The organism is Thomasclavelia spiroformis DSM 1552 (assembly GCF_025149465.1).
Lineage (GTDB): Bacteria > Bacillota_I > Bacilli_A > Erysipelotrichales > Coprobacillaceae > Thomasclavelia > Thomasclavelia spiroformis.
The window spans coordinates 1657907-1674874 of sequence record NZ_CP102275.1 but is presented as its reverse complement, the minus strand read 5'-3'; the positions used below and the strand labels follow the sequence as shown (position 1 = coordinate 1674874).

Genomic DNA, 16968 nt, shown 5'->3' with positions numbered 1-16968 from the left:
ATATAATTATACTCTAAAAAAGAAATATAATATTGTTATTTATAATTAATCAACTAAAAACAACTTAAATTATTTTGATTTATTCAAGAAATTATATATTTTGTATATTGACTGCTTTAATTATAAATAGTAAAATAATTATATACAAAGTAATATAAAAGAGATGTTACTGTTAAATCAGGCATGACCTAAGTATTGTTAATAACATGATAGTATTATTAACATTGCTTGGGTTTTATTTTTAATGCTAATTAAAAATAGGAAATGGAGGGATGAAAAGATTAGACTGACAATAAATTAATTGTAAATTGGGGAATTATTATTTAAAAAGGAGAAAAAGAGAATGAAATTAGGAAAGAAAATTGTTTCATTAATGATGGTTTTAGCAATGATTGCTGCAACTATATTTAGTGTAAATATTTCTAATGCTGCAGCTTTAACTAATGAACAAAAAGCTCAAGAGTTAGTTGCGAAAATGACATTAGAAGAAAAAATTGGTCAAAAAATCATGCTTTCATTTAGAAGTGGGTGGACAATGAAAGATGGTACAAAAATTTCATCAGTTCAAAATATAAACGATGAAATTTACGAAATTATTGGAAAATATGATATTGGAAGTGTTATTTTGTTTGCTGCAAATTTTGCGTCTGATGCTAGTATCAATGTTGAATTGACAGATGGATTACAAAAGGCAGCAATTGATCCAAATTTAGGAGAAAATAATATTCCTTTAATTATTGCAACAGATCAAGAAGGGGGGATAGTTTATCGATTGACGGGAGGAACTGCTTTGCCAGGAAATATGGCTGTAGGAGCTACAAATGATCCAGAAAATGCATTTAAAGCTGGAAAAGTTATTGGTAGTGAATTAAGTGCAGTAGGTGTAAATACAAATTTTGCTCCTGATGCAGATGTCAATAATAATCCTAATAATCCAGTTATTGGATTACGTTCATTTAGTAGTAGTCCACAATTGGCAGCAAAGTTTACTACAGCTTATATTGAAGGAGTTCAAAGTCAAAACATAGCTACTACTGCTAAACACTTTCCAGGACATGGAAACGTTGCAACTGATTCTCATACTGGCTTGCCTTCAATTGATGCTACTAAGGATGAGTTATATCAAATAGAATTAGTACCATTCCAAGCAGCAATTGCTGCAGGGACTGATATGATTATGACAGCACATATTCAATTCCCAAATGTTGTTGAGGAAAAAATATATTCATCAAAACAAGATGAACATATGTCACCACCTGCTACTTTATCAAGAGAAATTTTAACTGATTTATTAAGAAATGAATTGAATTTTGATGGTGTAATCGTGACTGATTCAATGACGATGAATGGTGTTGCAAATTATTTTGATGTAAATGAACGTAATTTATTAGCGGTTAAAGCAGGGGTTGATATTTTAGATATTCCATTTAATGATATATCTTCATGGGCTGATATGGAAACTAAATTGATTCCGTTAATTGATGCATTTGTTGATGCTTATACTAAAGAAGATGGCTATAATGGGATAAAATTATCTATTGAGGAATTAGATAAGTCAGTTGAACGAATTTTAACATTAAAATATAATCGTAATATCATGGAATTAGTTAATGATAATACAAGCTTACAAGATAAAAAAGCAAAGGCTTTAGAGGTAGTAGGATCAGTTGAAAATCGTGAAACAGAAAGATTGATTTCAGCAAAAGGAGTTACTGTTGTTAAAAATGAAAATGATGTTTTACCATTGAAATTAACTAGTAATTCTAAGGTATTATTTGCAACTACATATTCTAGAAATAATAATCGATTTGTTTTAGCGTGGGAAAGAGCAAAACAGGCTGGAATTATTCCAGAAGGTGCGGATTATAAAATCTTACAACATTATAATTGGACTGGTTTAAATGATAAAGTCAACAGTGCAATTAATTCAGATGGTTCTAAGTTTCAAGGAACAAATCGTGATTTATTAGATTGGTGTGATGTCTTAGTACATGCTTCAGAAATATCTAAGGCTTCAGGAATAGATGGCTATATCGTTGGTTGTCCGCAATTATTTACTAATTATTGTAAGAATTTAGGGAAACAAACAGTTGTAATTTCCTTAAATCATCCTTATGATGTCCAGGCATTTCCTGATGCTGATGGCATTTTGGCAGTATATGGAACAACTAGTTTAGGTTTAGATATAACTGAATCTTTTGGAGGCGGAACAGTAGGGGCAACTGCTGCGTTTAGTCCAAATCTTACTGCTGGAACTGAAGTGGTTTTAGGTACATTTGGAGCTTCTGGAAAGTTACCAGTTGATATACCAAAATATGTTCCAGGATCAAAAGTATATTCAACAGACGAAATTGTTTATAAATTAGGTTATGGTATTGAATATGAAGCATTAGCTAAGGATCCTGATAGAACTGCTTTAGTAGAAGCAATTAATAAAGTTGAGACATTAAATAAAAATAATTATACTGAAGAATCATGGCAAAGTGCCAAAAATGAATTAGAAACATTAAATGATATTTTAAAAGTTGCTAAAAACGTTAATTTAACTCATAAATTAGCACAAGCAAAAGTTGATGAAAATACACAAGAGTTAAAAAATCAATATGATAAAGTTTTAGAATTATTAGTACCTATTAGTATTGATAAAACAGCATTAAAGATTGCGCTAGATTTAGCTAATGTAATTACTGATGAAGATTTAGCTAATGTTGTACCAGTAGTAGTAGAAGAATTTAAAGTGGCAAGAGATAAGGCTAATGAAGTATATAATGATGCAAGTGCTAGTCAAGATAAAGTAGATGCAGTATTTGATCGACTTGCTAGTATCATGCAAAAATTAGAATTCTTCAAAGGAGATAAAACTGCTTTAAAAGCATTTATTGATAAAGTGAGTGGTTTAGAAGCTGCTAAATACACAGAAGCTACATGGACACCATTCAATGATGCCTTAACAGCAGCAGCTAGTGTATATGAAGATGAAAATGCAATGCAAGAAGAAGTAAATAATGCATACAATGAATTAGTCACAGCGTTCTTGAAGTTAAGATTAATTCCAGATAAGAGTTTATTAGAAGACTTAATTAATCAGGCTAATGAATTAAATAGTGCAAATTATACCAAAGCAACATTTGATGGATTAACAAAAGCCTTAAATGAAGCCAAAGCAGTATTTAATAATCCAAATGCAACGCAAGTTGAAGTAGATAATGCAAAAGATGTTCTTACAAAAGCAATCGCAAACTTACAAACAGTAACTGTAGATAATACAATAAAAGCACCAGTAAATAATGGTGATACAACTGTAAGTGTAAAAACAGGTGATGAAAGCTTAGTAGGAATGTTTGCAGGAATTGCTTTATTAAGTGTCGCTGGATATGCATTATTAAGAAGAAAAGAAAATGATTAAAAATAGTTAATTTAAAGTAATTTGAAGTTTTAAGTTATAACGGGGAAAATATTCCCCGTTTTTATGTGAAGATTAGAGGATTGTTAAATATGTAAATAATTAAATAATAGAAGACATGATAAGAATTAGATACAATGAAATTTAATTTAATTTTCTTTTTTACTTAATGAATTATATTGTTTTTATATAGTATTAAATGGTTATTTATGCTATAAATAGGAATTTATGAAATTATGGAGGGAATTTAATATGAATGAAGAAATTAATAGATGCTGCTGACAGGGCAATCAAAGAAGAAAGATTTGACGATTTAATGGAGTTTTATACTGAAGATGCAGTATTAGTTGTAAAACCTGGGCTGGAGGCAAAAGGAAAGGAAGAAATTAAGAATGCATTTATAAAAATAGCAGCTTATTTTAATAACAGTGTTGTTCCAACACAAGGGAAAATGTTGATGATTGAAGCAGGAGATACTGTACTTGTTTTATCACAAACTTTATTAGATGCAAATAAAAAAGAAGATTCAGAATATAGTATGGATCGTAGAGCTACTTATGTTTATAGAAATGTTAATGGAAAATGGTTATGTGCTATAGATAACTCATATGGTACAACATTGCTCGACTAGAAGTAATAACAAAACAAAAGCGGGGTTATCTATATTAAATGATATTTTTAAAATGTTAGATTGTTAATCCAGTGATATATTGATAACGAATTATTAGATAAAAAAGTTCTGATCGAGAGTGTAAATAATTTTGTGTAAACTAATCCACCAATGGTAGAATTAAATCAACTGCCAAAGGAGGATTTTTATTATGAGTAAAAAAGATATAGTTAAATATATAATTGATGAGTATGGTGTTACATCACCTACTGACATAACTAATGCATTAAAAGACTTATTAGGTGAAACATTACAAGATATGTTGAACTCTGAATTTGATGAATATATGGGATATGACAAGTATGATCAAAAAACAGATAAAACTAATTATCGTAATGGAGTTTACAAAAAAAACAGTTAAAACATCTCAAGGGAATATGGATTTAAATATTCCAAGAGATAGAAACTCATCATTTGATCCAGTTATTATAGAAAAACACAATCGTGATATTAGTGATGTTGATAACAAAGTTATCAACTTATATGCCCGTGGTATGTCTGCAAGAGATATCAGTGATACTATTAAAGATATTTATGGTGTAGAAGTTAGTGCAGCTATGATAAGTAAAATAACAGATAAAATTATACCTAAAGCTTTAGAATGGCAAAATAGACCATTAGATACTGTATATCCAATAGTCTTTATTGACTGTGTTCATTTTAATGTTAAAACAGATAATATGGTTACCAAAAAAGCTGCATATGTTGTCTTAGGGGTTAATGAGAATGGATATAAGGAAATACTTGGTATTTGGATTGGCGAAAACGAAACAGCTAAATTCTGGCTATCAGTACTAACTGATTTAAAGAATAGAGGAGTTAAGGATATATTAATTATTTGTAGTGATGGTCTTCCAGGCATTAAACAGGCAATTGAATCAGCATTCCCAAATACAGTACAACAAAGATGTATAGTTCATCTAATTAGAAATTCATGTAAATACTTGAGTTATAAAGATAGAAAAGAATTCTGTAAAGATCTAAGAACAGTATATACAGCATCTACAGGTGATAAAGCATTAGAAGCACTAGATAAGTGTAAAGGTAAATGGGGAGATAAATATCCGTATGCATTTAAGCCATGGGAAGATAATTGGAATGAAGTTTGTAATATGTTTAATTATGTTCCAGAACTAAGAAAAATCATGTACACAACGAATGCAATTGAAAGTCTAAATAGTGCATTTAGAAAGTTTACTAAAATAAGAACAGTATTCCCAACAGATGAAAGTTTATTTAAATCTTTGTACTTAGCTCAGGATAAAATAACAAGTAAATGGAATGTCCCATATGGTAATTGGGGGATTATATATTCTAGTCTTCAAATCATCTTTGAAGGGAGGCTTTAACGAGAACGTTTACAATTAAATATATTATGATATGATATAAAAAAGTAACTGTATGATTACTCAATACAGTTACCCATCAAATTCTATCATTGGAAATAGACTTTACACAAAATAATTTACAGGCTCTTCTGATCAAATAAAATTGGAACTTTTTTAAATCATATTTATGCTTATTTATCAGCTTTTTTGAATGATATGGTTTATTTGTTTTCTAGATGAATTTATAAGTTTTTTAAGACTATTTAAGATTTGTGAAATCTGATAAATTTTCTAATATTTTAATTATTTATGCTACATAATAAGTGTGTAACCACGGACCTCAAATGATTAGTAGATATTTCAAAAAATTTTAAAAACAAGATAATTGATATAGAAAAAATGATAAAATGTTATTGGAAGATAGATGTGTATATATTATTTATCCGGACATATCATATAAATGAGCAAAGATGTTCAAATATTATTTGCTATGTATTAAAATATGATATTACTGATAAAAATTAGATAGTATTAAGGTTGAAAAACTACGCCATAAGACATCATTTATATAGGAAGAAATAAAAAAATTATGGCAGTTAGAAGAAGAAAATTTTCCTTTTACAGATATGATACTATTTACAATATATTCAGGTTTTAGATCGATTGAAATAACAATGATTAAAACTAAAGATGTGTATTTAGATAAAGGATATATTATTGGTGGAACAAAAACAGCAGCTGGAAAAATAGGATGGTTTCCATTCATTTTAAAATTAAAAAAATGTTGAAAATAGATATGATATAAATAATGAATTTTTATTTATGGATTATAATATGATGGAAAGAAAAGTAAGTAAATTAACATATGATAAATATCGAGGAAGATTTGAAGAGGTTATGCTAATGTTAAAAACAAATCATACTCCTCATGAAACAAGACATAGTTTTATTATATATACGAAAAAAATCAGATATTAATGAGTATATGTCAAAGCTAATAATTGGTCATGAAATAAGGAATATTACAGGGAAAGTTTATATCCATCAAATTATCGAAGAACTTTGTTTAGAAATGGAATTAATTATTAGACAAGTATAATTTATTGTTTGTTAGCAATTTATCACCCATTGTAAAATTCTGTGAAAATTTTAAGAAGTTTCTTTAGAAAATTACGAAAAAACAAATAGTAATAAAAAAAGCCTTGATAAAATCAAGACTTTTTTAGTTTTTTAGAAAAATTCAAATTATTTGCAAGCTTCTTCAATAGCTACAGCAACAGCAACAGTTGCACCAACCATAGGGTTGTTACCCATACCGATTAATCCCATCATTTCTACGTGAGCAGGAACTGATGAAGAACCAGCAAATTGAGCATCACTGTGCATACGTCCCATAGTATCAGTCATACCATAAGAAGCAGGACCAGCAGCCATATTATCAGGATGTAATGTACGTCCAGTTCCTCCACCAGAAGCAACTGAGAAGTATTTCTTACCTTGTTCAATACATTCTTTTTTATATGTTCCAGCAACAGGATGTTGGAAACGAGTTGGGTTAGTAGAGTTACCAGTGATTGATACATCTACACCTTCTTTATGCATGATTGCAACACCTTCTCTAACGTCATCAGCACCATAGCAGTTAACTTTAGCACGAGGACCGTTTGAGTAAGCTGTTTTTGATAATTCTTTTACTTCACCTGTAAAATAATCGAATTGAGTTTCCACGTAAGTGAATCCGTTAATTCTTGAGATGATTTTTGCAGCATCTTTACCTAAACCGTTTAAGATAACTCTTAATGGTTTTGTTCTAACTTTGTTAGCTTTTTCAGCAATTTTGATTGCTCCTTCAGCAGCAGCAAAAGATTCATGTCCTGCTAAGAAAGCAAAACATTCAGTTCCTTCATCTAATAACATAGAACCTAAGTTACCATGTCCTAAACCAACTTTACGATCATCAGCAACTGATCCTGGAATACAGAATGATTGTAAACCAACACCAATTGTTTTAGCAGCATCTACAGCTTTAGTATCTCCGTTTTTGATTGCCATTGCAGCACCTACAGTGTAAGCCCAGCAAGCATTTTCAAAACAGATTGGTTGAGTTGATTTTACGATGTTATATACATCAATTCCTTTTTCATCGCAAATAGCTTTTGCTTCTTCGATTGATTTAATATCAAATTTAGCTAATGCAGCGTTAATTTGATCAATTCTTCTTTCATAACTTTCAAATAATGCCATTTTCGTACCCTCCTATTATTCCTTTCTTGGATCGATGTACTTAGCAGCATCATCGAATCTACCATAAGTTCCTGTAGCTTCTTTGATTGCTTCATTAGCATCTTTTCCAGCTTTAACCATGTCCATCATTCTACCTAAGTTAGTGAATTCATAACCAATAATTTCATTATTTTCATCTAATGCGATTCTGTTGATATATCCTTCAGTTAATTCTAAGTAACGAGGACCTTTAGCTTTAGTAGAATAAGCAGTACCAGTCATACTTCTTAATCCTTTACCTAAATCTTCTAATCCAGCACCGATAGGTAAACCACCTTCAGAGAATGCAGATTGAGTACGTCCATAAACAATTTGTAAGAATAATTCTCTCATTGCAGTATTGATAGCATCACATACTAAGTCAGTATTTAAACCTTCTAATAAAGTTTTACCAACTAATGCTTCTGAAGCCATAGCTGCAGAGTGAGTCATTCCTGAACATCCAATAGTTTCGATTAATGCTTCTTCAATGATACCTTCTTTAACATTTAATGTTAATTTACAAGCACCTTGTTGAGGAGCACACCAACCAATACCGTGTGTTAAACCAGAGATATCTTTAATTTCTCTAGAATATACCCATTTTCCTTCTTCAGGAATTGGAGCACAACCATGTGAAGCACCTTGTTTGACACAACACATTTCTTCTACTTCGTGTGAATAAATCATTTTTTCTAACTCCCTTCGTGTTTTTCGATTATAAATAGCTAGTCACACTATTATAAGGCGAACTAAAATCACCTGAGTAAAGTATAGAATAAAGATGCTTCAAAGTCAATGAAACTTCAACTAGAAAACTAAGAAAATCGACAATTTTTTTATTATAAAAATCAAAAAATAAAAATATTTTTGTAAATTGCTTGAAACGTAAGTTAGATTATGCTAACCTGTAATTAGTTAGAAACAACTAACTTTGTGTGAATAAATGATTTTTTTTAAATCAGCTTAGTCACCTGATTTAAAAAATCAAAAGGAGGAAAAATTAATGAGTAAAATTAAAAGTATATATGCTCGAGAAGTATTAGATTCAAGAGGAAATCCTACTGTTGAAGTAGAGGTAAGTAGTGAATGTGGTGCATTTGCAAGAGCGATTGTTCCTAGCGGGGCATCAACAGGAATTTATGAAGCAGTAGAGCTTCGTGATGGTGATAAAAATCGTTATTTAGGTCTAGGAGTTAGTAAAGCTGTAAATAACGTAAATGAAATTATTGCACCAGCATTATTAGATATGGAAGTAACTGCTCAAAGACAAATCGATACTAAAATGATTGAACTAGATGGCACAAAAAATAAAGGTAAATTAGGTGCTAATGCTATTTTAGGAGTATCTTTGGCAGTAGCTAAGTGTGCTGCTAAAAGTTTAAATATGCCACTATATCGTTATATTGGTGGTGTTAATAGTCATGTTTTACCAACTCCAATGATGAATATTATTAATGGTGGAGCCCATGCTGATAACAATGTTGATTTTCAAGAATTTATGATTATGCCTGTTAGTGCACCAACATTTAAAGAAGCAATTAGAATGGGAGCAGAAGTATTCCATGCATTAAAAGCAGTTTTAAAAACAAAAGGATTGAATACTGCTGTTGGTGATGAAGGTGGTTTTGCACCTAATCTTGCTTCAAATGAAGATGCTATTAAAACAATTTTAGAAGCAATTAAAAAAGCCGGATACAAACCTGGTAAAGATATAAAACTAGCAATGGATGTTGCAAGTAGTGAATTTTATCATGATGGTAAATATGTTTTACCAGGAGAAGGTAATAGGGAATTTACATCTAAAGAATTAGTTGATTTTTATGATGAATTATGTAGTAAGTATCCAATTATTTCAATTGAAGATGGTCTAGATCAAGATGATTGGGATGGTTGGGATTATTTAACTAAAAAATTAGGAAATAAAGTTCAATTAGTTGGTGATGATTTCTTTGTAACTAACACATCACGTTTAAAACAAGGAATTGAAAAAGGTGTTGCTAATTCTATCTTGATCAAAGTTAATCAAATTGGAACACTAACAGAAACATTAGAAGCTATCGAAATGGCACAAAAAGCTAATTACACAGCAGTTATTTCTCATCGCTCAGGAGAAAGCGAAGACACAACTATTGCAGATATTGCAGTAGCAACAAACTCCGGTCAAATCAAAACAGGTTCAGCTTCAAGAACAGATCGTATCGCTAAATACAATCAATTACTTAGAATTGAAGATGAATTAAACATACAAGCTGTTTATTTAGGTGATAAAAGTTTTTATCAATTGTTAAAATAGTCTTGATTAAAATGTTATAATGTGCTAACATATACTTGGTTAGCAAATGATAACTATATAAAATCAAAATATCCTTTCAAACATACCCAAAACTTTTGGTTTTATATCCAACAAAATAAATCAAAAAAACCTTCAAATTATCGATTTATTAAAAAAATGGGAATATTTAATCATACTAATTAGCCATTATAATTATTATTCCTAGTGCTTAAAAACCAGAGTATTCTGGTTTTCTTTTTTTTAAATTATTGTTATACTAATAGTGGAGGTTTTTTATTATGCAAGAATCTGGAGAAATGTATTTAGAAACAATTTTAGTCTTAAAAAATAATAATGAATTCGTTCGTTCGATTGATGTTGCTAAACATTTAGGATTTAGTAAACCTAGTGTTAGTCGCGGAGTTGGGATTTTAAAAGCAGAAGGTTATATTGTAATCGATGATAATGGACAGATAAATTTAACTGACAAAGGAAATCAAAAAGCTAAATATATTTATGAAAAACATCGTATTTTAACTGAGTTTTTAATAAAAATTACTAATGTATCTAAAGAAATTGCCGAAGCAGATGCCTGTAAAATTGAACATGTTATTAGTGATGAGGTATTTGCAGGAATTAAAAATTATTTAAATGAAGCGTAAGATTTTTCTTACGTTTTTAGTTTGTTTAAAAATAAATAACGATAACATGAAGCTGCACTAATTAATAAGGTAGATAATAAACCAGCAAGTAAACTAATTGCAATACTAAATACCCCAATATAATGACTTAATCCATAAATAAGTACGATTTCTAAACTACATTCAATAATGCTAATGATAAACATCAGCTTATTTTTATTTAATGCCTGTAATAAGGCGCTAAGAGGAGTTTGTAAATAAAATAAAGTAAAAGGAATAGCCATGTAACGAAGATAATTAGCACCGTCAGTTGTATTATATAAAAACTTTAAACAAAACTCAGGGAAAAAATAAAAGATCAAAGTAAAGGGAACGCTAATCAATAAACAAATAAACAATGCAAATAACATATGTTTTCTAGCGCTTTTTATTTTACAATAAACAACATCATCAGTAATTATCGGTAAAAATAGGCGATAAACAACATTATTAAAAAAAGTCGGGGTTACTAATAAGGAAATAACATAACCGCTAATAATTGCATATTGTTGATGAATCATACTTTCACTATAATTAAACTTTACTAAAACATAAACTAAAATAATTGGTTCAAGAAACGATACTAAACAATGATATAACCTTGAACCAGTTAAGGGCATCGCAATATTTAAAACATCTTTTAATACTAAATTATCAAAAATCTTAGAACGCTTAAAATTATCAATCTGATGATTACCTAAACGAAATAACATATATATAATAGAACAAAGTTCACCTACTGACATTGCTAATGTTGCAAAACTAACTAAATATTGATCTGTTAAAAATGAAAACTGTCTAATCATCAAATAACTAAAACCCAAGCGTGCAACTTCTTCAATAAAACCTGCTTTAGCTACTAAAAAAACATTTTGTTTGGCTAAAAAATAATTTTTGATGATTCCACTAATACCTACTAAAGGAATAAATAAGACTAATGATAATAAAGGATAAAATGCATTTTCATTCCTTAATAAATTATGACTAATAAATTTAGAAGCAAATAAAAGAGAACTAGAAACAATTACACAAGTAAAAAAACAAATTGCAAAAGCTGAAATAATAATCTTTTTATTATTATATTTAGGATTGGCAACTAATCTAAATACAGCTGAAGGAATTCCTAATTGTCCTAATGTAATACATAAAGATACTGTAGGCATAACTAATATATATAAAGCCATTGCTTCGCTGCTTAACTGACGAGATAAAATAATTCTATTTAAAATACTGAATATTTTAGCTAGAGTTGAACTAATTGAAAGAATAATAAAAGAATTTATTAGTTTTCTTTTCATAAAGCACTTCCTTTCTGATGAAATTTGTCATATAATGTTTAGGTGATTTTGAAATGGAGGGCTAATATGGAATCGATAAATGATTTTAAATTTAATAAACGTGATCTTAATTTTTTAATTAAATTAAAAGCCCGTGATTTTAAACAACAAAATATTCATAATATTTCTGAACAACAAATAAAGAATTATTTATTTGAACGTAAATGGAAACAAAGAGATGCTATTCCGATGTGTGAAATTATTGATGATATCATGAATCTTGATTTTTCAGAAATATTTGATTATTTAAGTTTACAAGTTATTAAAGAAGCATCTCGATTGAGTATCAATGATTTTTCTGATTTAATTTCAAAGTAGTTGCTTAAGCAACTATTTTTATTTGAAAACAAAGGAGTATTTATGAGGTGGCAAATTTTAAATGATTTAGACTACAAACACTATATGCAAGAATATAAGATAAATTCACTATTAGCTAAAATTTTTGCATATAAAAATTATAGTAAACCCCAAGTAGATTCATTACTTTCAAATCGTTTGATCTATCATGATTTTTCATTATTTTCAGAAGCTCAAATGACATTAGAAAGAATTCATGAAGCAATTGAAAACAATGAAAAAATCTGTATTTATGGTGACTATGATTGTGATGGAATATTAGCAACATCCATCTTAGTTGAAGCTTTTAGACAATTAGGGATAGAAGTAGGTTATCATATCCCTAGTCGCTTGCAAGATGGTTATGGCTTAAATGTTACGCGTGTTGAACAAATGGCAGCTAAGGGATATAGTTTGATTATTACAGTTGATAATGGAATTAAAGCTAATGAAGCAATTGATCTAGCTAATGAACTAGGAATTGATGTTATTGTAACGGATCATCATAGCCATGATGATAATTTACCAAATGCTTTTTCAATCATTCATACAGCAATTTCTCCTGATTATCCATATAAACCAATTTCAGGGGGTTTTGTCGCTTATAAATTAGCTAGTGCCCTATTAAATAGACACGATAAATATTTATTTTGTTTAGCGGCGATTACTACAATATCGGATATGATGCCATTACTTGATGAAAATCGTTCATTAGTTAAAAGGGCTCTTGAATTTATGAAAGAAAATAAATTTCCCCAATTAGAATTATTGTTAGGAAATAATCAAAAATATAATGTGACAAGTATCGGCTTTATCATTGCTCCTAAAATCAATTCATTTGGACGTCTTGGTGAAATAGTTAATCCTAATCATCTTGTTAAATATTTTCTACAAAATGCCTCAATAGGCATTTTACAAGCAGTAAGTAGCAAAGCAATTGAAATCAATAGTAAAAGACAAACGATGACTAACCAACAATATCAAACAGTGTTAGCTTCATTAGATGCTAATGATAAGTTTTTATATTGTTATGAAAATGAGGTTCATGAAGGATTAATTGGTTTAGTAGCAGGAAAGTATACACGTCAATATAACCGACCAAGTTTTGTTATGAGTTTTGATCAAGATAAAAAGATATATAAGGGAAGTGCTAGGGCAATTGAAGGATTATCTTTAAATAATATTTTTAAAGAAGTAGAAGATGTGCTTGATAGTTATGGTGGTCATGAATTAGCTGGAGGTTTTAGTGTCAGTAAAGAAAATGTTGAGAATTTAAAATCGCGTTTAAAGGTATATTTAGATGAAAAATTAGAAAATTATCAACCGCCTTTGATTGATGCAATTGAAGTCTTTGGTGATGAAATAAGTAAAAATAGTGTAAAACAATTGGAGCTGCTTGAACCGTTAGGTAATGGCAATGAAGAAACATATTTTTATGTTAAAGATTTAGTAGTAAATAAAGTTATTCAATTATCTAACGGTAAACATTTACGTTTTGATCTTGATTTGGCTAAAGCAAAAGTACAAGCATTGTATTTTAATCAAGGAAAACTATATGAACAATATAAAGATGCAAAAACTATAAGTTTAGTTGGTAAATTTAATATTAATGTATTTAATAATGTTGAAACGATTAATATTATTATTGAAGAAATTAAATAGTTTTATTTAAAAAATAAAAATGATATAATTATATATCATAATAAAGGAGAAAAAATTAAACATGGATTTAACTAAATATGTAGCTGATATAAAGGATTTTCCTGAAGAAGGAATTATTTTTAGAGATGTAACACCATTAATGCAAGATAAAGAAGCATTTAAAGAAACAATTGATCAATTTGTTTTATGGGCAAATAACTTAGAGGCAAAGGTTGATATTGTAGCAGGTCCGGAAGCACGAGGTTTTTTATTTGGTTGTCCAGTTGCCTACAATATTAATGCTGGATTTGTTCCCGTTAGAAAACCTGGCAAATTACCACGTGAGACGATTAATGAATCATATGATTTAGAATATGGAAAAAATGAGGTACATATTCATAAAGATAGTATTAAATCAGGAGAAAATGTAATTATTGTTGATGATTTACTAGCAACTGGAGGAACAGTTGAGGCCACAGTTAAATTAGTTGAAAGATTAGGTGGCAAAGTAATTGGAATTGCTTTTTTAATTGAACTTGAGGCTTTAAAAGGAAGAGATAGATTACAAGGATATAATGTTTATTCATTGTTAAAGTATTAAAAGTAGTGATAAAAATGATTAGGGGGTGTTGTTTATGGCAGAGTATAAAGGTGCTAATGATGTTGTTTCAATTGATGATATTTTAGATGTGTGTGGTAAGTATATTACTAATAAAGATAGTCTAACTTTAATTAAACAAGCATATGATTTTATTATGGATAAACATAAAGATCAAAAAAGAAAAAGCGGCGAACCGTATACTAATCATTTAATTTGGGTAGCTTATATTTTAGCAACATTACAAACTGGTCCAGCAACAATTACAGCCGGATTGCTTCATGATGTTATGGAAGATTGTAATGTTAGTCATGACGAAATGGTTGAGCGTTTTGGTTTAGAAATTACGACATTAGTAGAAGGGGTTACTAAAATCGGTAAAATGCCTTTTAAAGATGAAGCTGATGTTTATGCAGAAAATCATCGTAAGATCTATATCGCTATGGCTAAAGATATTCGTGTTATCTTGATTAAATTTGCTGATCGTTTGCATAATATGCGAACTTTACAATACATGCCTCCTCATAAACAAAAAAGAATAGCAAGAGAAACATTAGAAGTTTATACACCGATTGCTCATCGTTTAGGGATCAATGATATTAAAACAGAACTTGAAGATTTGAGTTTATATTATCTAGATCCCGTAGCATTTAAAGAAATTTCGAATCTTTTAGCAGTTAAGCAAGAAGAAAGAAAAGAATCAGTAGCTAAGATGATGGCAAAGGTAAAGAAAATGCTTGATGAAAATAATTATGAATATCGAATTTTAGGAAGGGCAAAATCAATTTATAGTATTTATAAAAAGATGTTTGTTAAAAAGAAAAGATTTGATGAGTTATATGATTTATATGCACTAAGAATCATTACTAAAGATAAGATGGATTGTTATAGTATTTTAGGAGTAATTCATGATCATTATCGACCAATTCCAGGACGATTTAAAGATTATATCGCAATGCCTAAACCAAATATGTATCAATCATTGCATACTTCAGTAATTGGTGAAGATGGTAATACTTTTGAAATTCAAATTAGAACTGAAGAAATGGATGAACTTGCTGAACTAGGGGTTGCGGCTCATTGGCGTTATAAAGAAAATAAAGGCTATTCATCTAAAAAAGAACAACAAGAAATTGGTGAAAAATTACAATGGTTAAGAGAATTTATTTCTTTAAGTGATGATATTAAAGATGGCGATGCTAAAGAATATTATGATTCATTAAAAAGAGATATTTTTGAAGCTAATGTATATGTTTTAACTCCACAAGGTAAGATAGTGGAATTGCCTAATGGTTCAACACCAATTGATTTTGCTTATCGAATTCATACTGAAGTTGGACATAAAGCCGTTGGAGCAATTGTTAATAATGTTATGGTTCCAATTGATACTAAGTTAAAGACGGGTGATGTAGTTGAAATAAAAACTAATAAACAATCACAAGGACCAAGTGAAGATTGGTTAAAATTTGTTCGTACGGCTGGGGCTCGTAATAAAATTAGACAATTTATTGCGTCAAAAGAAGCTGAAACTAAAAAAGACTTAATCGAAGATGGTCGTAAAATTTTAAGAGAAGAGCTTAGAAAACGTCAATTAGATGAAAAGAAATATATGGATCCTGATACTTATAAAAGTTTTTTAGGATCATTTGGAGCTCGTAGTTTTGATGATATTTTGTATTTTATTGGTAAAAAGAGTTTACCAATCATGACTTTGATTGATCGTGTTGTTCCTAAAAAAAGAGGTTTCTTTGATAATCTTTCAAAGATGTTACAAAGAAATAATCAAATTAATGAAAAACAAAGTAGTAGGGGTAATTCTGGTGTTGTTGTAAAGGGAATTGATGGTTTGAAAATACAATTATCTAAGTGTTGTAACCCGATTCCTGGTGATGAAATACTAGGTTTTGTTTCTCAAGGACAAGGAATCAAAGTTCATCGTAAAGATTGTCCAAATATTAAAGTGCCAGAAATTCAAGCTCGATTAATTGACGTGTATTGGGATTTTGCTTCAATTTCAACGATGAAGTTTCAAGCTGATTTAGAAATTACTGGTTTGGATCGAACTAATTTATTGAATGATGTAATTACGGTATTAGGTCAATTAAAAATAAATATCTTAAATATTCGAGCTGATGTTGTTGATATGAAAGCAATTATTAAATTAAAGATATCAGTTGAAGATGCTTATCGTTTGCAACAGGCAATGGATAATGTTGTTAAAATCCAAGGAATTTTTGAAGTTAAAAGAGTTATTCATTAAAACATTAAATAAACTTGCATTTTTAAAAAATATTATATATAATCAACTTAATCCAATGAACAGGATTAAACAGCTAAGTCTTTTTCTAGAGAAAATACGGTTGGTGAAAGTATTTAAAAGAGGGCTGTGGGACACTTGGGAGGAGTTACTTTGAAATTAGTAGGAGTAAACGTATGTC

General features: G+C 29.3%; 12 protein-coding genes, 1 pseudogene and 1 other annotated feature (1 of these 14 running past the window's edge). Of the genes and pseudogenes, 10 read left to right on the top strand and 3 right to left on the bottom strand.

Annotation, left to right across the window (positions count from 1 at the left end; all coding sequences use genetic code 11):
* Positions 1-343: 343 nt before the first annotated feature.
* From NQ543_RS07940 to NQ543_RS07925, 4 genes and pseudogenes are all read left to right on the top strand, one after another.
* Positions 344-3406, top strand: coding sequence for a glycoside hydrolase family 3 N-terminal domain-containing protein (locus tag NQ543_RS07940; protein ID WP_004608741.1), 3063 nt, complete (start codon positions 344-346; stop codon positions 3404-3406).
* Between the two features lie 253 nt (positions 3407-3659).
* Positions 3660-4034 carry a YybH family protein gene (locus NQ543_RS07935; RefSeq protein ID WP_004608740.1) on the top strand — a complete coding sequence of 125 codons (375 nt, stop codon included), beginning with the start codon at positions 3660-3662 and terminating at the stop codon, positions 4032-4034.
* 190 nt (positions 4035-4224) lie between these two features.
* Positions 4225-5422 (top strand): annotated as a pseudogene (locus NQ543_RS07930) (IS256 family transposase).
* An 816-nt stretch (positions 5423-6238) separates the two neighbouring features.
* Positions 6239-6379 carry a hypothetical protein gene (locus NQ543_RS07925; RefSeq protein WP_154645955.1) on the top strand — a complete coding sequence of 47 codons (141 nt, stop codon included), beginning with the start codon at positions 6239-6241 and terminating at the stop codon, positions 6377-6379.
* A 267-nt stretch (positions 6380-6646) separates the two neighbouring features.
* Here NQ543_RS07925 and NQ543_RS07920 read toward each other — a convergent pair whose 3' ends face one another.
* Positions 6647-7645: a GGGtGRT protein gene (locus NQ543_RS07920; protein WP_004608734.1), complete on the bottom strand. Its 999-nt coding sequence runs from the start codon at positions 7643-7645 to the stop codon at positions 6647-6649.
* 15 nt (positions 7646-7660) lie between these two features.
* Positions 7661-8353, bottom strand: coding sequence for an iron-sulfur cluster assembly scaffold protein (locus NQ543_RS07915; RefSeq protein ID WP_004608733.1), 693 nt, complete (start codon positions 8351-8353; stop codon positions 7661-7663).
* Between the two features lie 316 nt (positions 8354-8669).
* Here NQ543_RS07915 and eno point away from each other — a divergent pair, with 316 nt between their 5' ends.
* Positions 8670-9959: a phosphopyruvate hydratase gene (eno, locus tag NQ543_RS07910; protein ID WP_004608732.1), complete on the top strand. Its 1290-nt coding sequence runs from the start codon at positions 8670-8672 to the stop codon at positions 9957-9959.
* Between the two features lie 278 nt (positions 9960-10237).
* Complete coding sequence (locus tag NQ543_RS07905) at positions 10238-10600, top strand: metal-dependent transcriptional regulator (RefSeq protein WP_004608731.1); 363 nt, start codon at positions 10238-10240, stop codon at positions 10598-10600.
* Between the two features lie 8 nt (positions 10601-10608).
* Here the strand turns inward: NQ543_RS07905 and NQ543_RS07900 are convergent, their stop codons facing one another.
* Complete coding sequence (locus NQ543_RS07900; RefSeq protein WP_004608730.1) at positions 10609-11916, bottom strand: oligosaccharide flippase family protein; 1308 nt, start codon at positions 11914-11916, stop codon at positions 10609-10611.
* Between the two features lie 66 nt (positions 11917-11982).
* Here NQ543_RS07900 and NQ543_RS07895 point away from each other — a divergent pair, with 66 nt between their 5' ends.
* From NQ543_RS07895 to NQ543_RS07880, 4 genes are all read left to right on the top strand, one after another.
* On the top strand, positions 11983-12273 hold the full coding sequence (locus tag NQ543_RS07895; protein ID WP_039903435.1) for a post-transcriptional regulator: 291 nt from the start codon (positions 11983-11985) through the stop codon (positions 12271-12273).
* 42 nt (positions 12274-12315) lie between these two features.
* Entirely contained in the window at positions 12316-13953 is a 1638-nt protein-coding gene (recJ, locus tag NQ543_RS07890) for a single-stranded-DNA-specific exonuclease RecJ (RefSeq protein ID WP_039903434.1), read from the top strand.
* Between the two features lie 61 nt (positions 13954-14014).
* Positions 14015-14533, top strand: a complete 519-nt coding sequence (locus NQ543_RS07885; protein ID WP_004608727.1) for an adenine phosphoribosyltransferase — start codon at positions 14015-14017, stop codon at positions 14531-14533.
* A 34-nt stretch (positions 14534-14567) separates the two neighbouring features.
* On the top strand, positions 14568-16790 hold the full coding sequence (locus NQ543_RS07880; RefSeq protein ID WP_004608726.1) for a RelA/SpoT family protein: 2223 nt from the start codon (positions 14568-14570) through the stop codon (positions 16788-16790).
* Positions 16791-16836: 46 nt separating this feature from the next.
* Positions 16837-16968, top strand: a binding site (T-box leader); it runs 68 nt beyond the window's last position.